This window comes from Salinicoccus siamensis, assembly GCF_055391965.1.
In genome coordinates this window covers 907353-929867 of sequence record NZ_AP043765.1, presented here as the reverse complement: position 1 = coordinate 929867, position 22515 = coordinate 907353, and the positions used below count along the sequence as shown (strand labels likewise).

The window sequence follows — 22515 nt, the reverse complement described above, 5'->3', positions numbered from 1 at the left end:
AGATTGCTTTTGATATTAAACTTCCCTGAAATAGCGTGCCTTAATCATATTTTTATAATCTTGGTAGCTGTTCTTGACTACATGCGTGTTTGCGAAGTAGTCGTGTAGTCCGATTCTATCCTTTGTGAACAGCACAATCAAGTATGGGAGATAGAACAACTGGTTGCTGATATAGCGGCCGATCAATTCCCTGAATATGACTTGGCCAAATGAAAGGCGTTCTCCGAATTCCGAGACCACGCTGATGCCTGTAATCATTTTGCCTAGGGTCTGCCTGAAGTAGTACGTCATAAGGATGAAATAGGCGAAGTAGACAATTGCATTTAAAATATTTTCTGCGCTGAACAACGGAATCCATATTTGAAAGCTTCTGATATCGAACACGTTCAAAATTGGATATATGATGATCTGCGAAACTGACCACAGCACTATGATATCAATCAGGTAGCTGATGAATCTTGTGAAAAAATGTGCTGTTGCCATATGATCTAGTTTGTCGTTTAATGTATCCGTCTCTCTGAAGTCATCCCTGACAGTCTGTTCCACGTCCATACCCCCTATTTCTCATACAGGTACATAGGTTCTATGCCCTGTCTATTCTTTAATAGAGATTCAATCTGTGCGATTTCAGTTTTGCCAATCAGGCGATCCATCAGGCTGGCAGCTCCATAATTGAGCGAGAGTCGATTGCCTTGCCCCTGGCCGTATTCGATGATTTGAGGGTTCCCTCCAATGCTCTCCTTCATTGATGCCATCGCATCTTCAAGGTAACCCATCTCATCTACAAGGCCATTCTCCATAGCATCTTCGCCGAGATAAATCCGGCCATCGGCCAATGCCTCAACTCTTTTCTGGTCCATGCCCCGTCCCTCAGCCACTACGTCAACGAAATCCTGGTACATGCTGTCAACCATGTTTTGTACATATTCCTGCTCTTCTTGGCTTGGGTCTTTATGGCCGCTGAGCATTTCCTTCATATCTCCGCTGGCATACGTTTCAAACTCTACTCCGTAATCCTCTGCAAGCTGACTGTAATTGATGCTCTGCATGATTACACCGATTGAGCCGGTGAGCGTTTCATCGGATGCAAAAATCTTATCGGCGGGGGCCGAGACGTAATAGCCACCGGAAGCTGCCATGCCGCCCATTGAACTGTAGATTGTTTTGCCGGCTTCTTTAGCTTCCATCAGATACTTATGTATCTCCGCACTTTCGTAGACTCCTCCACCTGGTGAATTGACATTGAGGAGTATCCCTTTTATATCGTCACTGCTGATGATCTCCTTCAAAGCTTCTATTGTCAATTCATGGTTATATGCTTCTGAGCCGAATACGCCTTGTGGACCCGTATCCATAATGGTGCCTTCTATGTTCAATATGGCAATCTTATTGCTGGTGTTGCCTTCTTCGACGACGAAGGACGGCGGGAATTCACTGTTGGTATATTCATTGAATGTATCCTGCCAATCACTGGCCCATAAAATATTGAATAATGAAGCCATTATGCCAAAGAAAAACAAAGCCAATGCCACTACAACCGCGACTATCCGTTTCATTTTAACATTCCTTTCCGAATATGCTGTATACTTCTATTATGATAACATATAGTCATAATAAACAACCAATGGGAGTGAAATCTTTGATCAACTATAAGACGATATATTTCTTTGCCCCGCATGGAGATGAGACTAAAGAGATAAAGCAGGATCTGTCAAAGCTGTTCGATCGCCTTGATATCCATACCGTGGAATCTGACAAGGAAGCGGACATCATTGCTTCCATCGGCGGTGACGGTGCCTTCTTACAAGCTGTCCGCCGGAGTAATTTCCGGGATGATTGCGTCTATCTCGGAATCGCCGCAGACAGCAACAGACATTTCTATGTCGATTTTCATTACCAGGACATCCAGGCGCTTGAAGAAGCGTTCCAAAAAGATGATATGGATGTCAGAAGATATCCCACAATAGAAGTTAAGGTGAACGACAATAACCCGAGCTATTGCCTGAACGAATTCACATTGCGTTCGAGCATTGTAAAGACGTTGAAGATGGATATCTATATCAGTGACTTCTTTTTTGAACACTTTAATGGTGATGGCATATTGGTCTCCACTCCTACTGGATCGACAGGTTACAACAAATCAGTGGGAGGGGCTGTGGTGGATCCACTCATAGAATCGATGCAGGTTACCGAACTCGGCAGCGTGAACAATAATACGTATCGGACTCTGGGAACGAGCTTCCTGCTCAACAGACAACGGCCACTCACTCTACTGATAGATAAAAACACCGACTACTACCCTGTCATGTCGCTTGATAATGAAGCGATAAGTGTTCAAAACACTGAAAAGGTTGAATTGAGGCTCAGTAAAAAACATATTCAGACGTTGAAGCTGAAAGATAATACTTTCTGGCATAAAACGCAAAGAAACTTCCTCTGATCAGAGGAAGTTTCTTTGCGTTTAGGCTTGGAGAAAATCATACAAGTTTTTGATTATCAGCACAGCAGTCACTATGATGAACAACCCCTTTACGTACCCAGAGCCTTTAGTGATGGCCATATGGGCACCGGCATACGAACCGAGGATCATGCTTGCCCCCATGATCAGACCATAAGTATAATTGACCTCCCCCATCACGATAAATAGGATGAGGGCGCCGATGTTACTTGCGAAGTTCAACACTTTTGCATTGCCGGCCGACCTTAAAAAGTCAAACCCGGTAAACAGCATCAAAAACATCAGGAACGACCCTGTGCCTCCTCCCATGAAGCCGTCATAGAAACCGATCAACACTACAAAAATGATGAGCAGAATTATTTTTCTGGGCGTAAAGACCGCATGACGTTCAACCTCTCCCCAATCCTTCTTCAACAGGGTATAGATGAGGACGATGAACAGCATGGCCAACACGAGTGGTTTCAACACCTCTCCGGGTGTATAAACAGCCGTAAGTGCCCCTAGAACTGAAAATATGAAACTGATGAGAAATAGTTTCATGACCATTTTAAAGTCCACATGTCGTGCCCTCAAGAATCTTAGAGAGCTGGTCAGGGAGCCGAAGGAGGAGGCCAGTTTATTGGTGCCGAGAGCCGTGGCCGGACTGATGCCTGTAGCAAGTAATGCGGGAATGGCGATAAGCCCACCCCCACCCACTACCGCATCGATGAATGCCGCCAGGAAACCAAGGACAATGATCAGCAGTATGACTGTCACATCGATTTCTGCCATATCTTCTACAGAAGCCCGGCAAACGCTTCTTTTTCTTCCGCTTCACCAGCAGAGAAGCATTCGACATTTTCAAGCGCTTCTGCAATAAGCGGTCGGAAATCGACTTTTGATTCGAACTTCTCAACCTTTTCAAGCGATGGTCTTGTCTTCGGCGCTTTTGGTTTGAATATCGTACAGCAATCTTCATAAGGTAGGATGGACGTTTCATAAGTGCCGTATGCACGTGCCTTCTCGACGATTTCGTTCTTATCCAGTGTCAGAAGCGGACGCAGAACCGGAAAGCTGGTAACGGCATTGATGGCATGCATACTCTGGAGTGTCTGCGAAGCGACCTGTCCCAGATTCTCGCCGTTGATGACCGCCTGGGCGTTGATGGTATGTGCCAGTTCCTCAGCAATCGTAAGCATGATGCGCCGCGTGGTCGTCATACTGAAATTGTCGGGAATCCACTCATATATCGTAGTCTGCAACTTTGTAAAAGGTACTATGTGGAGTTTTATATCAGTGCCGGTGCGCCGGGACATGATTTCCACGAGTTTTTTCACCTTGTTTGTTGCTTCAGGGCTTGTATAGGGTGGGGAGTGGAAATGGATCGCTTCAATTTCCACTCCCTTTTTCATGACTTCCAAGCCAGCAACAGGGGAATCGATGCCCCCAGACAACATGAGGAGGCTTTTCCCGCCAGTGCCTGTGGGAAGCCCACCTACGCCTTGCCTTACTTCATAGTACATATATATGGCCTCGGGCCGTACTTCCACATTAAGTTGATGATCTGGATGCTTGACGTCGACACTTATTCCTTCGATATTTTCCAAGATATATCCACCGAGCAGACGCTGTATATCGTAAGTGTTCAAATGATACGTCTTATCCACGCGTTTTACTTCAATTTTAAATGTTTCCCCATGCCTGAACTCCCTCCCAAGAGCGACCGCAGTGTTGAGCATGCTCTCTTCATCCGTTTTAATTTTGACGACCGGGGAAAAACTCAATATACCATTTATGTTCTCCAGAGCCTCCATGATTTTTTCATGTGGCTCATCATTTATTTGGACATATGCGCGGTCTCTTTGCACATCTATTGTCACATCATATCCTTCCATGGCCCGTTCAATACTTCTTTCAAGTGCATTCAAGAACATTTTCCTGTTCTTTGCCTTTAACGTGATTTCTCCGTAGCGCACCAAAATATAATCGTAGTTCATTCCAGTACCTCCTTTATCTCTTCATGTACAGCCTCTAAAGCATCGCATAGCTGATCGACTTCGGCCTGGGTCGTCATATTGCCAAAGGAGATTCGGATGCTGCCTTCTATCTTCTCTTTACTGGATCCGATTGCCGATAAGGTTTCATTCAATTTCCTCAACTTAGACGCACATGCGCTTGTTGTCGACACCATAACGCCGCGTCTTCCAAGAGCATTGACGACAACTTCCCCCTGCGCCCCGATAAAGGAAATGTTCATGATATGCGGTATGCCCCCAGGGTGGATGTGAATCGATTTAAGATTGTCAGCCGTATTCTGGACCTGTTCATTATAGCGTGTTATGCGTGCCGTATTTTCTTTCATGGCCTCTGTGGATATGCGCATGGCTCTGGCCATCGCAACCGCTCCAGGAAGGTTTACGGTGCCACTCCTTCTGCCGTACTCATGACCCCCGCCATGAATGATTGGCAATATTGCCTCGCCATCTCTTGAGAGTAAGGCCCCGACGCCTTTTACACCGTGGAATTTATGGCCGCTGAAGCTGAGTGAGTCCACACCATTGTAGTCCATTTGTATTTTCCCCACTGCTTGAGTGGCATCCACATGAAAATGCACTTTAGGGTAACCCTCAACCAGCCTGACTATTTCCTGTATGGGTTGCACGCTCCCTATTATATTATTGACGGCCATCACGGTTATGAGAATAACATCCTCATCAATAAGCGCCTCAAGATGCGAGAGGTCTATCATGCCTTTTGAGGTTGTGCGGATGTATTTGACTCTGAAACCTTTTTCCTTCATCGCCTCTAGGGTGTTCATGATGCTTGGATGCTCAATCTCGCTCGCAAGTATCGTCTTGCCAGACCGTTTCTTTTTTTCAACGATGCTCTGTATGACAAGGTTATTGCTTTCAGTCGCTCCCGAGGTGAATATGCAGTCATACTCATCAAGGCACACCAGTCCTTTCACTTGGGTGCGTGCAGCTTCCAACAGCCGCGCCGCTTCACGACCTTTCATATGGATGCTGGCGGTATTGAAGTAATAGTCATCACCAGTATTCATATAAGTCTCCATAACGGACTTGTATGGTTTCGTCGTTGCAGCATTATCCATATAGACCACAAATTTCTCCCCTTACATAAAAGAGACTCGGGAAATGAATCCCAAGTCGTCTGTATTCTACTGCTCATCAAATTCTTTTTCGATACGTTGTGCTGCACCAGGTTCCACTTTCTCGAGTGCGTTTCGTGCAATATCCAGTGCACGCTTATATCTATTTTCCCGGAATAGGCGTTCCGCTTCACTCAGCATTTGGCTGAAATCGGGATCGTCTTTCCTGTAGCGGTTGCCGTATTGTACCATGACTTCCGTCAAACGGGCATTTTGAAGCACCTCATAGGATTCGTGCTCATACTTGTTCATCAATATGACTGCGCCATTGACCTTATCTTTGATGTACTGGACATTCAAAGGGCGCCGCTTGAAATATTTATGGATTTCCTGGACTTCAATATCCAACTCGTTTTTCATTACAAGGAATTTTTCAGGCACACTCGTCAGATTGGAACCGAAGAGTTCCCGATGGATTTCTTCTTTGCGATCCTGGATCAACAGTGCGTTCTCCCGCGCTTCCGTCTCATCCTCCCTAAGGTTTATAAGATATTGTTGGATTTGATTCTGTTCTTCATTGATAGAACCGATATTTTGTTTGATATATTCAAGGTTGTCCAGCACCTCGCTGTAACGCGCCATGGATTTTGATGTCTCCGATATGATGTCGTCGTAAACATCTATCATATTCTCAACTTCATGCTCGAACTTCTGGACTCTATGCATATCCGTTTCATTTATATGGAAATACTCTTTCAGATAATCGATTTCAGTCCTTAGTGTGTAGTTCAAGTCTTTTGCATGGAACAGATCATCTGTGATGATATCCTTTTCGTGATCGACTTTGGTTTTTGATTTGACTTCATGTTCAACCAGCTCAAGCATATCGTCCAGTTCAGCGTTGATGCCATCCAATATATCCTTCGCCTCATCCAGATCCAAGCGGGAAATCAGAGGCTCGACGAGGTTGAGTTTGCCTTTGAGCGTCGACAACTTCCCTTCCACCTTTATATGTTCCAGATCGTAGCCTTCCGCTTTAAGGTCCCTACAGCCGAATCGGATTTCTTGGAACTGTTGGGGCAGGTCCTTCTGAACTTCCTTGATCATCACCGGAATTTCATCCATGCTCTTTTTCAGGATGCTGAGCTCTTCGTGTACCGCGTCAATTTCCTTGTTCGCCGTGACGTAATTTCCCTCATTGACATGGTTCTCATAGGATTTAAGTTCAGGTTCATAAGTTTCGATCAACTTTTCAAGTGAAGGCTGACTATCTCCAAACTGATGTCCGTTCGCCAGTACATCACGTTTTGCCTCACGATAGATCTTCTCTGCTTCTTCAAACTTCCGCTCACCTGCTTCATTTGAGTCAACGAAATTCCCGATCTCTGAAGTCAGTGCCGTATATTTCGATTCTGCTTCTTCAATTTTCTGTTTTGCAGCGTCGCTCTTTTCACGACTGCCACTGAAGCGGAATTTTTCCGCGTCCTGCTCTGCCTCAGAAAGTTGAGTGTCTACAAACGCCAAGTCGGCCTTCAGCACATCCTGCCATCCAGCCTGCCATTTTTTGTAGAGGGTCTGTGCTTCGCCGTGAAGGTTATAGTCTTTAACTTTAACAAGCTCATCCTGAAATGGCAGGTTACGCACGCCTTCAAGCTTCGCCTGCTGTGCTTTGATATCTTCTTTTCTGACATTACGCATGTATAACAGCACACCGATCGCGATGACGACGGCCAGAATAACAATAATTAAAACATAGACCCACATACATTTACCTCCTAAGTATATAATTAGATTATAGCTTAAAAAATTGAAAGAAAAAACATTAAAAAGAAAAAACATTAAAATGTATAATTCACTAATATTGATATAAGATAGGGTGATTTCATTGTTTACAAAAACACAGATTAAAGATTACACTCAGCTCAATCAGATGCTGAAAAGCCTTATTGAAGATGAAAGCGATAGAATCGCCAATCTGTCAAATGCTGCCAGCCTCCTCAATGTATTTCTCGAAGACATTAATTGGGTTGGCTTCTACCTATATGACGAGGCAGCGGATGAACTGGTCCTCGGTCCGTTCCAGGGGCTTCCTGCATGCGTCCGAATCGGGAACGGCAAAGGGGTATGCGGCCTTGCACTCCGTGGCAATGATATCTTCATAGTCGATGACGTAACGCAGTTCCCTGGGCATATTGCCTGTGATTCGGCAAGCCGTTCAGAAATTGTAGTCCCAATATATATTGACGAAAAGCCAATCGGTGTGCTTGACGTCGACTCGCCTTCCTTCGACCGCTTCACAGAGGAAGACAGGACCGGCCTCAGCAATTTTGTGGAAGTACTGAAACAGTATATATAATTACATCCACGTTGACAAACCTTTACTCTACATGTATAATCAGTCATTGTGTAAATGAACGGATTAAGTAGCGGATGATCATTACATGTCAGCATGTGGTTCCCTTGTTGGTGTGCTGCGTAACTGATGCTATAAGGCGAAGGTACTTAAAACCGCATGCCCATGTAAGTGGTCGTCACCCTTATGATGTTTTTTGCATATACAAACACAATAAGGAGGAGTCATTATGGCTCGATTTACAGGTTCAATCTGGAAAAAGTCCCGCCGTCTTGGAATTTCCCTGACAGGCACAGGCAAAGAATTGGAACGCCGTCCATACGCCCCTGGTGATCATGGACCTACACAAAGGGTAAAACTTTCCGAATACGGAATGCAGCTTCAGGAAAAGCAGAAGCTCCGTTTCATGTACGGCATCAACGAACGCCAGTTCCGCAAGATCTTCGATCGTTCTGCGAACATGAAAGGCGTTCATGGTGAGAACTTCATGATTCTCCTGGCTTCCCGCTTGGATGCAGTCGTATATCAACTCGGTCTTGCAAGGACGCGCCGTCAAGCACGTCAACTTGTCAACCACGGTCACGTGACTGTTGATGGCAAGCGTGTGGATATCCCATCCTATACACTTAAAGCAGGCCAAACAATTGGACTTCGTGAGAAATCACAGAATCTCGATATCGTTAAAGAAGCCATCGAGTACAACAACTTCGTTCCGGAATACCTTTCTTTCGACGAAGAAAAACTTGAAGGTACTTTCGTGCGTCAGCCGGAACGTTCTGAACTTTCCGCTGACATCAATGAACAGCTTATCGTAGAGTTCTACTCCAGATAATAGGCTATCATCAAAACTCCCCAATTTCTCAAGCAGAATATGGGGAGTTTTATTTTTATCCTCTTAACCCTTTGTGCCTAAGGCCGTGAATAACGTCGCGCTCCCTGCATTTATTGCCGTGCACCGAGTCCGCACTTTACATCCTGCGGTTTAAGGCGTAGTATAACGATGGATATAAGAGATAACTGTGTGGATTGGAGGGATAAGCATGAATAAGTCATTTGCTGTATTCGGTCTCGGTCACTTCGGCGGCACCCTCGTACAGGAGTTTCATGAACAGGGCATCGAAGTGATTGCAGTAGACAAGGATGAGGACAAAGTGAAGGAGTTCTCTGAACTTGCGACTTACGCAGTATGCACTAGAAATATGGATGAGAGTCTGTTGAACGATCTCGGTGTCAGGAACGTCGACCACGCTTTCGTATCGTTCGGTGATGATCTTGAAGCAAGTATACTCACTTCTCTGCTTCTGAAGGATATCGGTGTACCGAAAGTATGGACAAAATCTCAGAACTCCCATCATACAAAGGTCTTAAAAAGGATTGGGGTCGATCGCGTCATCCAGCCATCACATGACATGGCTAAGAAGATCGCCAGGCATATCAATTCTGATAAAATGATCGATTTCATCGAGCTGTCCGACAAATACAGCATGGCTGAAATTGTCGCCACATCAAAAATCGATGGCGAAACGGTCTCATCTATGAATCTTCGCGCCAAATATGGCTGCATAATCGTCGGCATACACAGGGATGATGGATTCAATATTTCTCCACCCATCGATGCGAAAATCTTTGAAGGGGATATACTGATCATAATCGGCCGGAATGATGATATAGCACGATTTGAAAAAACCGGATTATAGTCCGGCTGCAATTCCACAAAAAGGAGCGCTTTCAAAAGCGCTCCTTTTTTAAACTTATTTCCTATAATATTTTATATATTCTCCATCGAAATCGCACCCTACATAATCTACACCATTTAAAAGCATCCATTCTGCATCTTCATAGTGGATGAAGTGTGGTTCCCCTGATGGTTCATATCCTTCGAAGAGATCCAGCTGCATGACATGCCTTTTTTTCCCGTTGTACTTATACGCTGTATCCACAATTCTGAAACCCAGTTTGAACTTATCTTTCAGGCTTGGAATATTACTTGGCATGACAGTCGTCAATACATATTCAAAACGGCCGTCAGACCGCACTTTCTCAAGCAGGCGCTCCCCCATCCTGGTCTGTAGGCCCTGCCCCCTTACGGCAGGTTTGATAAAACTGATTTCCGAATAGATGACCGAATGCCTGTCATCTATTCCCGCGTTTTCTGCCAGATGCTCTTCTTCATCAGGGGACGGGATGTACATTGACCTGGTGCCGGTCAGCCTCCCTTCATCATATGCACCTATGATGAAACCTTGTTGGATGATCGCTTTGAATTCAGCACGCGTCAACGTTTGAAGCACTTCTTTATTTTCAAGCCCGTCGTATACTTCTTCCTGCAGTTCAAGCAATTCCGGCAATTCTCCGAGATGTATCGTCCTCAAATCCATCCAATCATCCTTTACGATTTATGTTGTACGCTAAATATTTAGGTTTAACCCTAGCAACAGTGGGTTATATAGTGATGAGGAGTTGGTGCATATGGCAATCTTAGTTAAGGTTAAGGACAGCACGAACAACAGGACGGATTTTGATTATGTAGGACAAGACAGCATGAATCAGTTTGATAAGACTGAATATATACTGAAAGAAATGACTTCTGAAGATGATCACAAGTATATTCAGTTCATTTACCCAAATCATACTGAAGTGTTTACACAATTCAAAATCGATTATGTCAAAAGACGCTGAGATCTTCAGCGTCTTTATTTTTCTTTCAGTGTCTCCTGAAGCCAGCTGAACATTAACCCTGTCCAGTTTGCAGCCCGTCTATCTTCATTACCGGTCATCTCTGTGGCCAAGCTTAAACCATGTCCACCTGATTTGAACGTATGGAGTTCCCATGGTATCTGATGCGCCTCAAGTCCTTTGGCAAAATCAAGACTGTTCTGTACAAATACCAATTGATCTGCAACAGTGTGCCAGATGAAAGTCGGAGGTACATCTTTCGAGATGTTTTTTGCTAACGTCGCCCTATCCAGAAGCTCATCTGTCACATGAGGCCCGAAAATCATCCTGGACGCCGTCGTCATATATTTCGGATCACCTATACCGCGCTCTTCAGCTATAGATTTATTCATCATGAAATCCAGTATCGGATAGGATAGAATTTGGAAGTTCGGCTTGTACCATCTTGGTTCAGTGCCCGTCAATCCTTTCAGCCACGAAGTGTTCCAGTGTACGCCCAGGCTCGCAGCCAGATGTCCCCCGGCTGAGAAGCCTATAACCCCTATCTTATCGGGATTCACGTTGAATTCATGACAATTTTCCCGTATGAAGGTCATCGTTTCCGCCAATTCAACCAGTGGGCCTGGAAACTCGGAACCGAGGGTTTCGTCTGCTTCGACCATTGAAGCAATCTGATAAAGTTCATCCCTGTTTACGGCGTTGCCCTCTTTACGCATCGCCGAACCGAGCGTCGAATACCTCAATATGAATACATGATAGCCTTTCGCAAGGAATTCATAGCCTACGGGCTCCGCTTCCCGATCCGACACATACATATAACTGCCGCCCGGACATATGACGACTGCCGGGCGACCCTCCTTTTCATAGACGCCGCTCTCTCCGAGCATCATCGTCACTTCAGCATGCTTATCCCCGATATAAAAACTTTGAAGATTCATTATTCGTCCTCCCTATCAGTTGATCAGTCTGTATAGATACTTCTCATTTCTATAGACACCGTCTACATTGACGGCATCCACACGCTCGCCTTCCTCAAGGAACCCGAGCATCTTGTACAATTCGATCATTTCCTCATAATCATCACGAATTGCCGTTTCCAACCTATGGACCTGGTTATCTTCCGCCCATCTGATGGCTGCATTCAATATATTTCTGCCTATGCTGTTCTTTTGTTCCGACTTAAGGACACCCATAGAAACGACTGCGCGATGCCTCGTCGTTTCGCTGTGGTTCCCCCTCATACTGATGTACCCTTGCATCTCCTGGTTTTCCAGTGCCAGGAAAATTTGACTTCTGCCATCTTGAAGCATATCAGATAATATCTCTTCAGTGTTGCTGAGATTTATTTTCTTTTCGGCATATAAATCATCCTGAGCATTGTACTCGAGGGACATCATCAAGTTTAGGAAATGTTCACTGTCCCTCATTTCAACTGGTCTTATCTCCATTTTCATCCTCATTCCTTTAGCAAGAATTTCATAATGAAATCCAAAGCTGGGGGATTTTCATTTTTAAGTCCTTCAATGAACTTCCGGCGATCATAGGGGACGTTCCTGAACATTGTGTTTATTGCACCGTCGCCCTTCAATTCGAGTATCGCATAAGGGGCAAAGGAAGTCTCTGTTACACCGAGTGCCCCGGGATTGACCACTACAGGGCCTGAGGTCTTGAAGTGCCGGGTAATGTGGTCATGTCCATACAGCACTACGCTATATGCTTCCTGCCCGTAGATTTCCTCAAGTAGCTCAAGTGAAGGTGATTCCTCGATTGATCGGTACCTGCAACCATCCAGATGATAGTGGGTCAACAACATTTTGTGGCCCTCTATCCTCTTTTCAATAGTCAGGGGGAGGTTTTCCAGCATATGGATATAATCAGGGTCGATGTGTCGCGAAACCCATAGATGATGTTCATGCTCAGGTCCACTCACCTGGGATTTCATACCTTTTAGTGCTTTTATCACTTCGTCATCGTGGTTCCCCGTAATCAGAGTCAAATTCTCCATCTCAGACAATACACTGAGCACTTCATTAGTCTGATGGCCAAGGGAGATCATGTCACCCAGGCAATACACCTCATCTATCCTAAACTGCTCCATATCCCCGATTACTTTTTCCAGCGCCTCGTAGTTCCCATGTATATCAGAAATGACGGCGATTTTCATGGTCATGCGTCCATCCCCCCTTTATACTCCTTCTGGCCCTTATATTACCAAAAATCCTTTATACCACCTACCACTCCCTCTCATGTTATCATATATGTATTATGACTAAGAGGTGCAATATGACTAAAATCTCACTTGTCAGACATGGTCTGACTGATTTCAATAGATTAAGGAAACTACAAGGGTTTTCTGACATTCCCCTCAATGAGGAAGGCGAGGGACAGGCTATCGATGCTTCACTCCACCTTAAAGACGAGCCTTTTGACGCCATCGTTTCGAGTCCGTTGAGTCGGGCATTCCGTACCGCAGAAATAATCAACCAGCATCATGGGCTGCCGATTATAACAATGGACGAACTTAAGGAACAACATTTCGGCAAACTTGAAGGATTGCACATCGATAATATAATGGAGAAGTATCCAGACGGTAACCTACCTGGCATTGAAACGTTCGAATCCCTTTCCGCACGTGTCGAAGAGGCAATGGACATGATTTCAGAAGAATATGATGGACAACACGTATTGCTTACAGCCCACTCCCGCACGATAAAATCAATTCTCTCCCTCTATAGCGATGAAATTGATATGGCACAAACCAAATTGGATAACTGCAGCTTAAGCATCATCCAAGAAGTGAATGGCAAGTGGCATGTGATCGACTATAACATTTCCACAGCGGTGTCCGGATCCATCCAGGAATAGATATCCTCTTTACGCTAAAATATTGCGGTCCTTCCGGCGGGCCATTATAGGAGTTGTAAACCATGGAGAACATCGAATCCACCATCCTTGCTTATAGAGGTGATCATTACAGCTACGGTATAATGCAGGGTGAATCTTTGAAACAGACCCACTATATGCAGAACAGAAATTACGAATGGATCAAAAGACGTCCAAAATTCAATCTGGACTATAGGGAAACAAAAGCTCTGTACCAGCATTTTGCACCGCATATCTGGGAGGAATTGATGGGTTTACAGGAATCACTCGAAATCACCGATCATGAAGTTCTGCTAAATCTAGCCCATTACCGCATCTCCCCTAAAGACAGTGGGTGTAGCGTCTATTTGGATAATGATACATTCATCAGGAACTATGATTATCATCCGAACACTTATGACGGCATCTACAAGCTTTTCCAGCCAGATTATGGCTATTCCCATATCGGCCCTGCATCAAGGATAACCGGAAGAATGGACGGCATGAATGAGCATGGCCTTATCATGGCCTATAATTTTATGAACAGAAAACAACCATTCGATGGATTTACATGTTTCATCATCGGACGGTTCATACTTGAACTCTGCAGGACAGCACAAGATGCAAAAGATCTATTGGAGGCACTCCCCCACAGAGGCGGCTTCAGCTATATCATCCAGGATAAGCAAAATGATTCATTCATAGCGGAAACATCCGCACGCGGATTGACGTTCCGTGAAGCGAATATCTGCACAAATCATTATGAAGCATTGACGGATGAGAACAGGAGATATCTGGTTGATTCGAAGGAGCGTCTGGATATCCTGAAACAATTGCACTTCCCCTCTGAAGATGAAGTGCTCGATTATTTTACGCAACCTGGCGTCGGCCTATTCGTCGACAACTATAAAAGTTGGGCGGGGACGATCCACACTAGCCGATACGACAAAAAGAATCTGACGGCTGGAATCCAGCTTGGCTCTGGTCCAATGCACGATTTCGATTTTTCCGCCTGGCTCGGAGGCGAAGCAGTCAATCAGCAGAAAATCTCAGGACAGCTCGCTACAGACCTGTCATTCACCACTGCCGATTGGCAGCTGAAATCTGTAAGATAGAAGGGTGGGGAATCAGATGCTTGAATTCGACAACCTTATATTCAGCGGTTTCGATGTCATTCTGAGGACTGTGATCGTCGGCATTATGGCTTATCTCTCACTCGTCGTCATCCTCCGGGTCAGTGGCAAGCGCACCTTGACTAAAATGAACGCTTTTGACTTTGTAGTCACCGTAGCCCTCGGTTCAATCCTTGCAAGCATCATTACCACCAAGGACATAACATTGATGCAGGGTATGACCGCTTTCCTTGTCCTGGTCGTCATGCAGTATATATTTACGAAGTTATCCGTCAAAAGCCTCTTTTTCAGTAACCTGGTCAAATCCCAGCCTATCCTGCTCTACTTCAAAGATGAGTTTCTAGAACGTAATATGGCTAAAGAACGTATTCTGGAGCGGGAAATCAGGCAAGCTGTCCGTGCAGAAGGAAAAGAGGATATGTCTGATGTACTGGCCGTCATCCTCGAGACGGATGGCAGCATCTCGGTCATGGGGCGGAGCCATGATAAAAGAGAGTCTGATATGACGATTCTTTTCGAGGATGTAAAAAAATAAGACCATATGGTCTTATTTTTTTATGGATAATATTTTCCCATAGGTTGATATGCGCCATATCCATTCGAGTGGACCATATTTAAAATACCGCATCCAAAGATGGCTTACCACGATCTGAAAACCGAAGGTTGCCGCAACAATTAAAGGGAACCATAGTGCCCCAATCTGATTGAACAGGTTAAAACCAAAAAACAATACAATCATCAGCACGCTTTGCATGATGTAGTTGGTCAATGCAAGCTGTCCGACAGGCTGCAGCATTTTTGTAAAGGATTGAAACCTTAAAAATATCAGAGCCAACAATGCAGTATACCCAAGTGACATCAAAGGACCACCCAGTGTGTAGGCAAGCATAGATAAGACAGATAGTGCTGGAGATTCCATGCCATAAGTCATGGCATATCCCGTGATCACTTTAACCGGCAGTCCAACTCCGATACCGATTATTACAATTTTCCACAACATCTTTTTTAGTGACCATAGCCTTGTATGATAGCCTTTTTGTCCGACAAACAGACCGATAAGAAACACTGCCAGGACAAGTGGTACCATCGCTATATTATTGACCGACATGAGCCCCAATATGGAAAGGTTCAGGGAAACAATGTCCCAGTAGGATCCATTTGAAGCTTCGATCATGTTGATGCCGTAAACGGGACTGGATGCAGTTTCTGCATTGATGTCCGGCAGGGATAGAGCAAGCATCGTCATCAGTATTACAAACACTGAACCCAGCAACAGTATCATAGTTGAAATGAATAGATTCAAGCGAGGATTCAGACGGTAAAAAAGAAGCAGTATGATGCCAGTCACGGCATAGACGGTCAGGATATCGCCATACCAGACAAATATAGCGTGGAGCAGGCCGATGATCAGCAGTATTGACATCCGTCTGATGAAAAGTCTATTCACCTGTTGCGTCCTATTTTTTGCCCTTGATAGGAAAATGTAGAAGCCAAGACCGAATAGAAAAGAGAACATCGTATAGAAATTGGCCGTGACGAATATGTTTATCAGCAATATGATAACTGAATTGGAACCTGTATATATATCACTTGCATCAAATGTCAGTTGATTCTCCATTTGAGGACCAGCAAAACTCATAATGTTCATCATCAGAATCCCAAACAATGCAAATCCACGTACCGCATCAATCTCGTGGACTCTATCAGCTGATCCAACCGGCAGATATTCCCGCTTCATGATATTCCTCCAAAACTATAATGATTTATTCAATCATATCACAGTCCATTTCCAAACTAACCAAAATCATGGCATATAAAAAGTGGACTCAAAGGTTTTGAGTCCACTTTTGCAGCCAGTCCAAGTCTATAAAATTCTGCAGCCAGTCCAGATCCATAAACTCCACCGGGGCGCCTGTCAAATAGGAATATATATAATTGATGAATAGTGCCAATAAAGGTAGAAATACGAATATGAATAGGAATATTTTTAAAAACTTGGTGAATATATAATAGAGCACCCGCAATAGAACCAGAGCGATGGAAGTTACAGCCACCGTCTTAAAATTATAGTCAAGGTCGGCTACATCGAAATAGTTGATGCCATAAATGACAAAAAATGAGAGTGCTATAGTAAGTAGCAGTCTTATAAACATTTTTTCACACCCTTTAGCTTACTGTCACTTCGTTTCTTTGACTTCAGTTACAAAAGCGGTGCACAGTATGCCGAGTGCAATGATGAAGACACTGAGCCACGGTGCATAGCTGATATCAAAGTTGTTGATATAGATGCCGCCAATTACAGCTCCGATGCCGATACCCAAGTTCAGCCCGGACATGTTCCAGCTGAATACCAGTGCAGCAGACCCCTGCACATTCTCCACCAGACCACTTTGTACTGCTGGACTCGTGCTCCATTGGAACAGGCTCCATATGAATAGAGTGATATAGAAAAGAACTGGTTTGCCGTAAACGAGCGGCATTATTGCCATCGCCACCATAAATAAAGTCAGCATGATGAAAAGTGTGCGCTTCGTCCCGATCCAATCCACCATGTTGCCCCCAAGATATGTACCAAGCATGCCGCCGACGCCCGCTATCAATAGGGCAACCGAAACATTTTCGATACTGAATCCATTTGTGGTCATTAATGGAGAGATATAACCGAGGACGATATAGTTGCCGATAAGGACGGACATTGTCACTCCAATATAAAGCAGTATATTTTTCCTGTCCAGGATTTTATCTGGTTCAGTATCACCAAGCTCCTCAGCATTCTTGTTAGGCACCAGGGTGAGTATGCCAATACCTACCATAACAGCTAGCGCCACGACGATCCAAAATATGATACGCCAGCCAAATTGTTGGCCGATGATGGTACCGATTGGAATTCCGAATACATTCGCAGCACTGAATCCCATATAGACCAAGGCAATCATCCGTCCCCGGATTGCCGGTGCGGAAAGCAGCACTGTCATATCCATGATTTTGACTATAAAAACTGCAGCAGCAAGTGCGGTCACAACCCGCCCGATGGCAAGCATGAAAAATGTAGTTGATAGCCCAAATATTATATTTCCGATTATAAATACGAGCAATGAAGCCATTATGACCGGTTTTGGCCTAATTTTTTCAGTCACCTTTACAAGCAATGGGCCGAATACGGCAAAGCTGACGGCATAGACCGTTATCAACTGCCCGGTCAATGCATTCGAAATGTTTAGATCAGCACTCATCAGTTCCAATATGCCCGATATGATAAGTTCCATCATTCCAAGAAGGAACACACCGACAGTAAAAGTTATTAATAGTTTTCTGTTCATGATAACCACCCATTCAAAAAGTCAACTTGACTATTATACAACATAAAGGCCTCCAATCAAACCCAAACATGTTAATATTAAACAGAGGTGGTATTGTGAAAAAATTATTTCCCGTTTTGATTCTATTGTTACTGGCAGCATGCAGTCAGCCTGACCAGGAATCCTTAGATGCACTCTATGAAGCTTTTGATAGGAATCATGAAAAACTTAGAACAGAATTTGAAGAAATGTATAAAGAGAGTTCAGAAACGTCGGATCGAGAAGAACAGCTTAAAATCATATACGATGAAATGTTACCCAAAATCGAAGACTTCAGAAGGACCATCCATAATCATACTGTAACAGGGCATGAACATGAAAAATTCAAGGAAGATATATTGACATACATCGATTCTCTGGAGACCCTCGTTAAGCTTCATGGTGAATTCAACCGTACCTTCATAAACTATAACCCTCTTGGTGAGGATGAATTCAAAGGCGAAATCGAGGAAATCATGTCAGAAATAGAAGTTCAGGAAAAACAGCTTGATGAACGATATGAAACTATCAATGAAAAATATGAGACGCTATCGTCATCCTAAAGTGATCTGTCTAAAGCAGATCACTTTTACAATATTTTTCAACAAAATTTCCATAGGCAATCTTTTCAGTGAACGTTTCCCCGTATCTTTCCTTTAATGCATCGATTAGATTGCCATATTCACCGGCATTGCCAAGGCGTTCAACATGGCATGTAATTCCATCGAAGTCAGAACCGAGTCCAATGGCCTCCTCACCGCCGAGATTGATGATTTTATCTATATGGGAAAAAACGTCCTCTATCTTTATTTTCCCCTCTCCAATAAATGGTGGGTTGAATACAATATTGATCATCCCCCCTTTCTCAATCACTCTTCTTATCTGATCATCCGTAAGATTCCGCCTGTGGTCACACACACTCCGGGAATTCGAATGCGTTGCGATGATCCTATCTCCCAGCTCGAGGACCTCCGTGACCCCTTTAGGGCAGAGGTGACTGATATCAATAAGCACACCATGAGCGTTGCAAGAGGCCACAAACCTTTCTCCATACCCACTCAACCCAGCATCACGATTTTCTCCGACGCCGTCAGCAACCAGATTGGCATTATTCCATGTCAGCCCTACAGAAAGTACCCCCAACCTGAATAATGTGCGGAGTTTCATCAGATCATTACCTACTGCATCCGCCCCTTCCAATGTTAGGACCGCCCCAATTTCTTCTGGTTTCAGCCCTTCAATTTCCTTAAGGTTCTTTATATGGATAAAGTTCTCCTGACTCAGAACTTCATTATAGAAGCAGTCCACCTGTTCCAACGCATGCTGCCATTTTTCATTGTCAGGGACTTCCGGTGGAATGAAGATCGCAAAAAATTGTACCTTCACTCCCCCCTCCCTCAACCTTAATACATTCGTTTCAATTTCTGGAGAATCGTAGAAATTAAAAGCCTTCTCCCCATCATCATATGCTTTTCTGTCATCCTGCTGTAATTTCAAAAGTGCATCGCAGTGTGTATCAATTATATCCATATTTTCCTCCCTCTCTTTTATGTACAGTGTATGTAAGTTAATAGTACTCATCTTGATTTGCATAATTATAAATAACAGTATAAACTAAATGCTGTATTGAAAGCGTTTTCTCATTAAATCAAGATTTACAAATACCTTTCAACATGTATAATTATATTATTAGGAGGTCGTTTTATGCAAAAAAATGCAATTTTATTAAAATTTATCATTCCATCCATCATTGGAGTGCTAATGTTTCTTTTCCCTCTCCAGGTTGATGGAGGGACTACTATACCCGTAGCATACCTCGCCAATCTTATGAACGAAATGATTGGATTGGATAATGTTGTATTAATTGTTGTCATACTGATCAATCTCTCCAGTCTGCTGACGATTGTTTTCAGCTGGTTCATCACGCCAAGTTCTGAATTTATAGGCAGTCTATTCAAAACCAATAATATTTGGGTCGTTTTACGTTTTCTTGGTGCACTATTCTCATTGATGGCCTATTTCGTTTTCGGACCAGAAGTGATCAATTCAGAGGTGACAGGCAGTTTGATGCTTTATGACTTATTGCCGACGCTGTTTTCAATCTTCCTGTTTGCCGGCGTACTTCTTCCCCTGCTGTTGAATTATGGTCTGTTGGAGTTTGTCGGAACCTTGTTCGCTAAAGTAATGCGCCCCCTCTTTACATTGCCGGGTCGCTCTACTGTAGACAATCTCGCTTCTTGGGTTGGCGACGGCACGGTCGGCGTACTCTTGACGAGCAAACAGTATGAGCAGGGATTCTATTCAGAGAGGGAAGCGGCTGTCATTGCTACAACATTCTCTGTAGTATCCATCACTTTCTCTATCGTCATACTCGATTTGATCGGGCTTATGGATTATTTTGGTCTTTTCTACATGACAATTATAATAGCGGGTGTGATAGCCGCGCTGATCATGCCGAGGATTCCTCCTCTTTCCAGAATACAGGATAATTACCATGTAGAAGGTAGGGAACTTGATGAAAGCATACCTTCAGGACACAATATGTTTTCATGGGGTTATAACAAAGCGCTTCAAAGAGCGTCAAAAGCCAAAGGCTTTGCCGATTTTGCCAAGGACGGCATAAAGACTGTTGGAGACATGTGGTTTGCAGTCTTGCCGATAGTCATGGCAATCGGAACGATCGGCACCATATTTGCAGAATACACCCCTCTTTTCTCCTGGATCGGAGCGCCATTTGTACCTATTCTGGAAATGATGGGTATACCTGAAGCAAGAGCTGCATCTGAATCCTTATTTATAGGATTTACTGATATGTTCCTGCCATCCATACTGATAGAAGATGTCGCATCTGATATGACCCGGTTCATAATTGGTACACTCAGCATCACCCAGCTCATTTACCTTTCTGAAGTGGGAGGCGTCATCCTTGGGTCAAAGATTCCTATCGGTCTAGGCCGTCTCTTTGTAATCTTCCTGCTCAGGACGATCATCACGCTTCCAATCATTACAATAATTGCACACATGATTTTCTAAAAAAAAACTTCTGTTCAATATGAACAGAAGTTTTTTTATGCTGTATCATTAAAATCCGCGTCCGGCACCACCGCCGCCGCCAGAGCCGCCGCCAAAGCCGCCGAAGCCGCCACCTGAGCTTCCACCGCCTGACGGTGGGAAGAAGATGGTCGGTCCGCCTCTTCCATATCTTCTGGAACCGCCTTTTGGCGGCCCTCCGCCCCCCATAATCTTAAAGAGGACATAGATGACAATCATGGCAAATATTAATTTGAAAATACTCTCACCAATGCCGGCAGGTTGTCCATCGTTTGATGCCTCCCCTTTAGGGGTATCCCTTGTGAATTCGCCATCTTTATATTCGAAAGCTTCAAGGGATTCTTCGTATAATGTATTATAGAGGTTGGTCACCCCCTCTTCGTACTCGGCATAGGCGGCTTTTGACCCCTCTTCTTCCTCTGTTGCTGCAGTGAAGTGCTCCATCGCGACATCGTCTATGATGCGGCCTATTTTGGCATCGTTGAGATACCCTTCCACACCGTAGCCGACTTGGACTTCAACACCCCGGTTATCAAACTCATCTCCATTGTCAAGATTGAGCAGTATGACGATACCATTGTCACTTTCGGATTTACCGACGCCATATTCCCTCAGAGCCTCCAAGGCGAAGTCCTGGCGATGTACCTGACCTGTTGAAGGCATGGTCAACAGCATCATTTCGACTCCTGTTCCTTCCTCTAGATGTGTGCCTTTATCATTGAGTTCAGTAATCGTTGAATCACTGAGCACCCCTGCATTATCCTGTACAAAATGATGATCGGTGTTGAGTTCCGGAACTTGAACGCGCGCCTGTACAGGACCAGCTGTAAAAATGAATGCGGCCAGCAGAAGCATGACCAAACGTTTCATTACTCATCATCCTGTTCAGTATTGAATTCAATCTCCGGAACTTCTTTACTGCTCTCTTCTGCTTCAAAATAAGGTTTCTCATTAAAGCCCAATATACCTGCAACCATATTGCCCGGGAATGTCCGTGTATTCTTATTGTACTCCTGGACTGCTTCATTATAATCCTTTCTTGCCACTGCAATGCGGTTTTCCGCACCCGCCAATTCATCCCGGAGGCCCGTAAACTGTGAATCTGCTTTCAAATCGGGATAATTTTCAGATATCGCCAGCAGTCTGGATAGTGCCGAAGTCATATCATTGTTGGCTTCCGCCATTTCTTCTACATTTTCCGAGCCGGATAACTTGCTTCTCGCTTCAGCAATATCTGTGAATATCTCCTCTTCGTGGGAAGCATATCCTTGGACGGTGCTCACCAGATTCGGAATCAGATCGCCACGTCTCTGGAGCTGCGTTTCAATCTGGGATTTCTGTTGGTTGACTTCTTCTTCCAAGTTGACGAATTGATTATATTTAGGGGCGAATATGAGGGCCAAGATAACGAATAGGCCGATGATGATGGTTAAGGGTATAAGAAGTTTTTTCATGATTCCTCTCCTGTCTCAAATGAACTGTCTTCCATTAATATTTTACCATCTTTCCATGTTTATGAAAGCAGCAGATGCAGATATTAAAAAAGCCGGTCTGAC

The 22515-nt window shown here is 44.2% G+C and carries 26 protein-coding genes; 10 read left to right on the top strand and 16 right to left on the bottom strand.

Annotated elements, in window-relative coordinates:
* Positions 1–15: 15 nt before the first annotated feature.
* Complete coding sequence (locus ACZ5LF_RS04875) at positions 16–546, bottom strand: RDD family protein (RefSeq protein ID WP_380569355.1); 531 nt, start codon at positions 544–546, stop codon at positions 16–18.
* Between the two features lie 11 nt (positions 547–557).
* Entirely contained in the window at positions 558–1556 is a 999-nt protein-coding gene (sppA, locus tag ACZ5LF_RS04870; protein WP_380569354.1) for a signal peptide peptidase SppA, read from the bottom strand.
* A gap of 83 nt (positions 1557–1639) precedes the next feature.
* Here sppA and ACZ5LF_RS04865 point away from each other — a divergent pair, with 83 nt between their 5' ends.
* Positions 1640–2440, top strand: coding sequence for an NAD kinase (locus ACZ5LF_RS04865; RefSeq protein WP_380569353.1), 801 nt, complete (start codon positions 1640–1642; stop codon positions 2438–2440).
* Between the two features lie 21 nt (positions 2441–2461).
* Here the strand turns inward: ACZ5LF_RS04865 and ACZ5LF_RS04860 are convergent, their stop codons facing one another.
* From ACZ5LF_RS04860 to ACZ5LF_RS04845, 4 genes are all read right to left on the bottom strand, one after another.
* Positions 2462–3229: a TSUP family transporter gene (locus ACZ5LF_RS04860; protein WP_380569352.1), complete on the bottom strand. Its 768-nt coding sequence runs from the start codon at positions 3227–3229 to the stop codon at positions 2462–2464.
* 5 nt (positions 3230–3234) lie between these two features.
* Entirely contained in the window at positions 3235–4434 is a 1200-nt protein-coding gene (gene thiI, locus ACZ5LF_RS04855; RefSeq protein ID WP_380569351.1) for a tRNA uracil 4-sulfurtransferase ThiI, read from the bottom strand.
* Positions 4431–5549 (bottom strand): cysteine desulfurase family protein, encoded by a 1119-nt coding sequence (locus ACZ5LF_RS04850; protein ID WP_380569621.1) that lies wholly within the window; start codon positions 5547–5549, stop codon positions 4431–4433. The genes thiI and ACZ5LF_RS04850 overlap by 4 nt, the downstream gene beginning before the upstream one ends.
* 66 nt (positions 5550–5615) lie before the next feature.
* Positions 5616–7310, bottom strand: coding sequence for a septation ring formation regulator EzrA (locus ACZ5LF_RS04845; protein ID WP_380569350.1), 1695 nt, complete (start codon positions 7308–7310; stop codon positions 5616–5618).
* A gap of 166 nt (positions 7311–7476) precedes the next feature.
* Here ACZ5LF_RS04845 and ACZ5LF_RS04840 point away from each other — a divergent pair, with 166 nt between their 5' ends.
* The 3 genes from ACZ5LF_RS04840 (at position 7477) to ACZ5LF_RS04830 (ending at position 9596) form a co-directional block, all read left to right on the top strand.
* Positions 7477–7902, top strand: coding sequence for a GAF domain-containing protein (locus ACZ5LF_RS04840; RefSeq protein WP_380569620.1), 426 nt, complete (start codon positions 7477–7479; stop codon positions 7900–7902).
* Positions 7903–8128: 226 nt separating this feature from the next.
* Entirely contained in the window at positions 8129–8731 is a 603-nt protein-coding gene (rpsD, locus tag ACZ5LF_RS04835; protein WP_344702618.1) for a 30S ribosomal protein S4, read from the top strand.
* A gap of 208 nt (positions 8732–8939) precedes the next feature.
* The gene (locus ACZ5LF_RS04830) at positions 8940–9596 is read left to right on the top strand and encodes a potassium channel family protein (protein ID WP_380569349.1); all 657 of its coding nucleotides are present in this window, start codon (positions 8940–8942) and stop codon (positions 9594–9596) included.
* 54 nt (positions 9597–9650) lie between these two features.
* On the opposite strand, the gene ACZ5LF_RS04825 is transcribed toward ACZ5LF_RS04830, so the two are convergent.
* Positions 9651–10277 (bottom strand): GNAT family N-acetyltransferase, encoded by a 627-nt coding sequence (locus tag ACZ5LF_RS04825; RefSeq protein WP_380569348.1) that lies wholly within the window; start codon positions 10275–10277, stop codon positions 9651–9653.
* Between the two features lie 91 nt (positions 10278–10368).
* Here ACZ5LF_RS04825 and ACZ5LF_RS04820 point away from each other — a divergent pair, with 91 nt between their 5' ends.
* Positions 10369–10578 (top strand): hypothetical protein, encoded by a 210-nt coding sequence (locus ACZ5LF_RS04820; protein WP_344702612.1) that lies wholly within the window; start codon positions 10369–10371, stop codon positions 10576–10578.
* A gap of 14 nt (positions 10579–10592) precedes the next feature.
* Here ACZ5LF_RS04820 and ACZ5LF_RS04815 read toward each other — a convergent pair whose 3' ends face one another.
* Genes ACZ5LF_RS04815 through ACZ5LF_RS04805 form a run of 3 tightly spaced genes read right to left on the bottom strand, consistent with a single transcriptional unit; the run spans position 10593 to position 12745 of the window.
* Positions 10593–11513 carry an alpha/beta hydrolase gene (locus ACZ5LF_RS04815; RefSeq protein WP_380569347.1) on the bottom strand — a complete coding sequence of 307 codons (921 nt, stop codon included), beginning with the start codon at positions 11511–11513 and terminating at the stop codon, positions 10593–10595.
* A gap of 15 nt (positions 11514–11528) precedes the next feature.
* Positions 11529–12023: a GNAT family N-acetyltransferase gene (locus ACZ5LF_RS04810; protein WP_380569346.1), complete on the bottom strand. Its 495-nt coding sequence runs from the start codon at positions 12021–12023 to the stop codon at positions 11529–11531.
* A gap of 8 nt (positions 12024–12031) precedes the next feature.
* Positions 12032–12745, bottom strand: coding sequence for a metallophosphoesterase family protein (locus tag ACZ5LF_RS04805; protein WP_380569345.1), 714 nt, complete (start codon positions 12743–12745; stop codon positions 12032–12034).
* 113 nt (positions 12746–12858) lie between these two features.
* Between ACZ5LF_RS04805 and ACZ5LF_RS04800 the strand changes: the two genes are divergently transcribed.
* The 3 genes from ACZ5LF_RS04800 (at position 12859) to ACZ5LF_RS04790 (ending at position 15105) form a co-directional block, all read left to right on the top strand.
* Positions 12859–13440, top strand: coding sequence for a histidine phosphatase family protein (locus tag ACZ5LF_RS04800; RefSeq protein ID WP_380569344.1), 582 nt, complete (start codon positions 12859–12861; stop codon positions 13438–13440).
* A 62-nt stretch (positions 13441–13502) separates the two neighbouring features.
* Complete coding sequence (locus tag ACZ5LF_RS04795; RefSeq protein WP_380569343.1) at positions 13503–14552, top strand: C45 family autoproteolytic acyltransferase/hydolase; 1050 nt, start codon at positions 13503–13505, stop codon at positions 14550–14552.
* Between the two features lie 16 nt (positions 14553–14568).
* Entirely contained in the window at positions 14569–15105 is a 537-nt protein-coding gene (locus ACZ5LF_RS04790; RefSeq protein WP_380569342.1) for a DUF421 domain-containing protein, read from the top strand.
* Positions 15106–15117: 12 nt separating this feature from the next.
* Here the strand turns inward: ACZ5LF_RS04790 and ACZ5LF_RS04785 are convergent, their stop codons facing one another.
* From ACZ5LF_RS04785 to ACZ5LF_RS04775, 3 genes are all read right to left on the bottom strand, one after another.
* Complete coding sequence (locus tag ACZ5LF_RS04785) at positions 15118–16308, bottom strand: DUF418 domain-containing protein (RefSeq protein ID WP_380569341.1); 1191 nt, start codon at positions 16306–16308, stop codon at positions 15118–15120.
* Between the two features lie 88 nt (positions 16309–16396).
* Positions 16397–16723 carry a hypothetical protein gene (locus ACZ5LF_RS04780; protein WP_380569340.1) on the bottom strand — a complete coding sequence of 109 codons (327 nt, stop codon included), beginning with the start codon at positions 16721–16723 and terminating at the stop codon, positions 16397–16399.
* A gap of 24 nt (positions 16724–16747) precedes the next feature.
* A complete protein-coding gene (locus ACZ5LF_RS04775; RefSeq protein ID WP_380569339.1) occupies positions 16748–17890 on the bottom strand; it encodes an MFS transporter in 1143 nt (380 codons plus the stop codon).
* Between the two features lie 95 nt (positions 17891–17985).
* Between ACZ5LF_RS04775 and ACZ5LF_RS04770 the strand changes: the two genes are divergently transcribed.
* The gene (locus ACZ5LF_RS04770; protein WP_380569338.1) at positions 17986–18471 is read left to right on the top strand and encodes a hypothetical protein; all 486 of its coding nucleotides are present in this window, start codon (positions 17986–17988) and stop codon (positions 18469–18471) included.
* 10 nt (positions 18472–18481) lie between these two features.
* Here ACZ5LF_RS04770 and ACZ5LF_RS04765 read toward each other — a convergent pair whose 3' ends face one another.
* Positions 18482–19438, bottom strand: a complete 957-nt coding sequence (locus ACZ5LF_RS04765; protein WP_380569337.1) for a dipeptidase — start codon at positions 19436–19438, stop codon at positions 18482–18484.
* 174 nt (positions 19439–19612) lie between these two features.
* On the opposite strand from ACZ5LF_RS04765, the gene ACZ5LF_RS04760 reads away from it, so the two are divergent.
* Positions 19613–20941, top strand: coding sequence for a YjiH family protein (locus ACZ5LF_RS04760; RefSeq protein ID WP_380569336.1), 1329 nt, complete (start codon positions 19613–19615; stop codon positions 20939–20941).
* Positions 20942–20989: 48 nt separating this feature from the next.
* On the opposite strand, the gene ACZ5LF_RS04755 is transcribed toward ACZ5LF_RS04760, so the two are convergent.
* A complete protein-coding gene (locus ACZ5LF_RS04755) occupies positions 20990–21829 on the bottom strand; it encodes a TPM domain-containing protein (RefSeq protein WP_380569335.1) in 840 nt (279 codons plus the stop codon).
* Positions 21829–22413: a LemA family protein gene (locus ACZ5LF_RS04750; RefSeq protein ID WP_380569334.1), complete on the bottom strand. Its 585-nt coding sequence runs from the start codon at positions 22411–22413 to the stop codon at positions 21829–21831. Before ACZ5LF_RS04750 ends, ACZ5LF_RS04755 begins: the two co-directional genes overlap by 1 nt.
* Positions 22414–22515 lie beyond the last annotated feature (102 nt).

Excerpts from the sequence above, each read along its gene's own strand:
- sppA (WP_380569354.1), bottom strand. The coding sequence starts at position 1,556 with ATGAAACGGATAGTCGCGGTTGTAGTGGCATTGGCTTTGTTTTTCTTT.
- ACZ5LF_RS04860 (WP_380569352.1), bottom strand. The coding sequence starts at position 3,229 with ATGGCAGAAATCGATGTGACAGTCATACTGCTGATCATTGTCCTTGGT.
- thiI (WP_380569351.1), bottom strand. The coding sequence starts at position 4,434 with ATGAACTACGATTATATTTTGGTGCGCTACGGAGAAATCACGTTAAAG.
- ACZ5LF_RS04850 (WP_380569621.1), bottom strand. The coding sequence starts at position 5,549 with ATGGATAATGCTGCAACGACGAAACCATACAAGTCCGTTATGGAGACT.
- ACZ5LF_RS04845 (WP_380569350.1), bottom strand. The coding sequence starts at position 7,310 with ATGTGGGTCTATGTTTTAATTATTGTTATTCTGGCCGTCGTCATCGCG.
- ACZ5LF_RS04840 (WP_380569620.1), top strand. The coding sequence starts at position 7,477 with ATGCTGAAAAGCCTTATTGAAGATGAAAGCGATAGAATCGCCAATCTG.
- rpsD (WP_344702618.1), top strand. The coding sequence starts at position 8,129 with ATGGCTCGATTTACAGGTTCAATCTGGAAAAAGTCCCGCCGTCTTGGA.
- ACZ5LF_RS04830 (WP_380569349.1), top strand. The coding sequence starts at position 8,940 with ATGAATAAGTCATTTGCTGTATTCGGTCTCGGTCACTTCGGCGGCACC.
- ACZ5LF_RS04825 (WP_380569348.1), bottom strand. The coding sequence starts at position 10,277 with ATGGATTTGAGGACGATACATCTCGGAGAATTGCCGGAATTGCTTGAA.
- ACZ5LF_RS04820 (WP_344702612.1), top strand. The coding sequence starts at position 10,369 with ATGGCAATCTTAGTTAAGGTTAAGGACAGCACGAACAACAGGACGGAT.
- ACZ5LF_RS04815 (WP_380569347.1), bottom strand. The coding sequence starts at position 11,513 with ATGAATCTTCAAAGTTTTTATATCGGGGATAAGCATGCTGAAGTGACG.
- ACZ5LF_RS04810 (WP_380569346.1), bottom strand. The coding sequence starts at position 12,023 with ATGGAGATAAGACCAGTTGAAATGAGGGACAGTGAACATTTCCTAAAC.
- ACZ5LF_RS04805 (WP_380569345.1), bottom strand. The coding sequence starts at position 12,745 with ATGACCATGAAAATCGCCGTCATTTCTGATATACATGGGAACTACGAG.
- ACZ5LF_RS04800 (WP_380569344.1), top strand. The coding sequence starts at position 12,859 with ATGACTAAAATCTCACTTGTCAGACATGGTCTGACTGATTTCAATAGA.
- ACZ5LF_RS04795 (WP_380569343.1), top strand. The coding sequence starts at position 13,503 with ATGGAGAACATCGAATCCACCATCCTTGCTTATAGAGGTGATCATTAC.
- ACZ5LF_RS04790 (WP_380569342.1), top strand. The coding sequence starts at position 14,569 with ATGCTTGAATTCGACAACCTTATATTCAGCGGTTTCGATGTCATTCTG.
- ACZ5LF_RS04785 (WP_380569341.1), bottom strand. The coding sequence starts at position 16,308 with ATGAAGCGGGAATATCTGCCGGTTGGATCAGCTGATAGAGTCCACGAG.
- ACZ5LF_RS04780 (WP_380569340.1), bottom strand. The coding sequence starts at position 16,723 with ATGTTTATAAGACTGCTACTTACTATAGCACTCTCATTTTTTGTCATT.
- ACZ5LF_RS04775 (WP_380569339.1), bottom strand. The coding sequence starts at position 17,890 with ATGAACAGAAAACTATTAATAACTTTTACTGTCGGTGTGTTCCTTCTT.
- ACZ5LF_RS04765 (WP_380569337.1), bottom strand. The coding sequence starts at position 19,438 with ATGGATATAATTGATACACACTGCGATGCACTTTTGAAATTACAGCAG.
- ACZ5LF_RS04760 (WP_380569336.1), top strand. The coding sequence starts at position 19,613 with ATGCAAAAAAATGCAATTTTATTAAAATTTATCATTCCATCCATCATT.
- ACZ5LF_RS04755 (WP_380569335.1), bottom strand. The coding sequence starts at position 21,829 with ATGAAACGTTTGGTCATGCTTCTGCTGGCCGCATTCATTTTTACAGCT.
- ACZ5LF_RS04750 (WP_380569334.1), bottom strand. The coding sequence starts at position 22,413 with ATGAAAAAACTTCTTATACCCTTAACCATCATCATCGGCCTATTCGTT.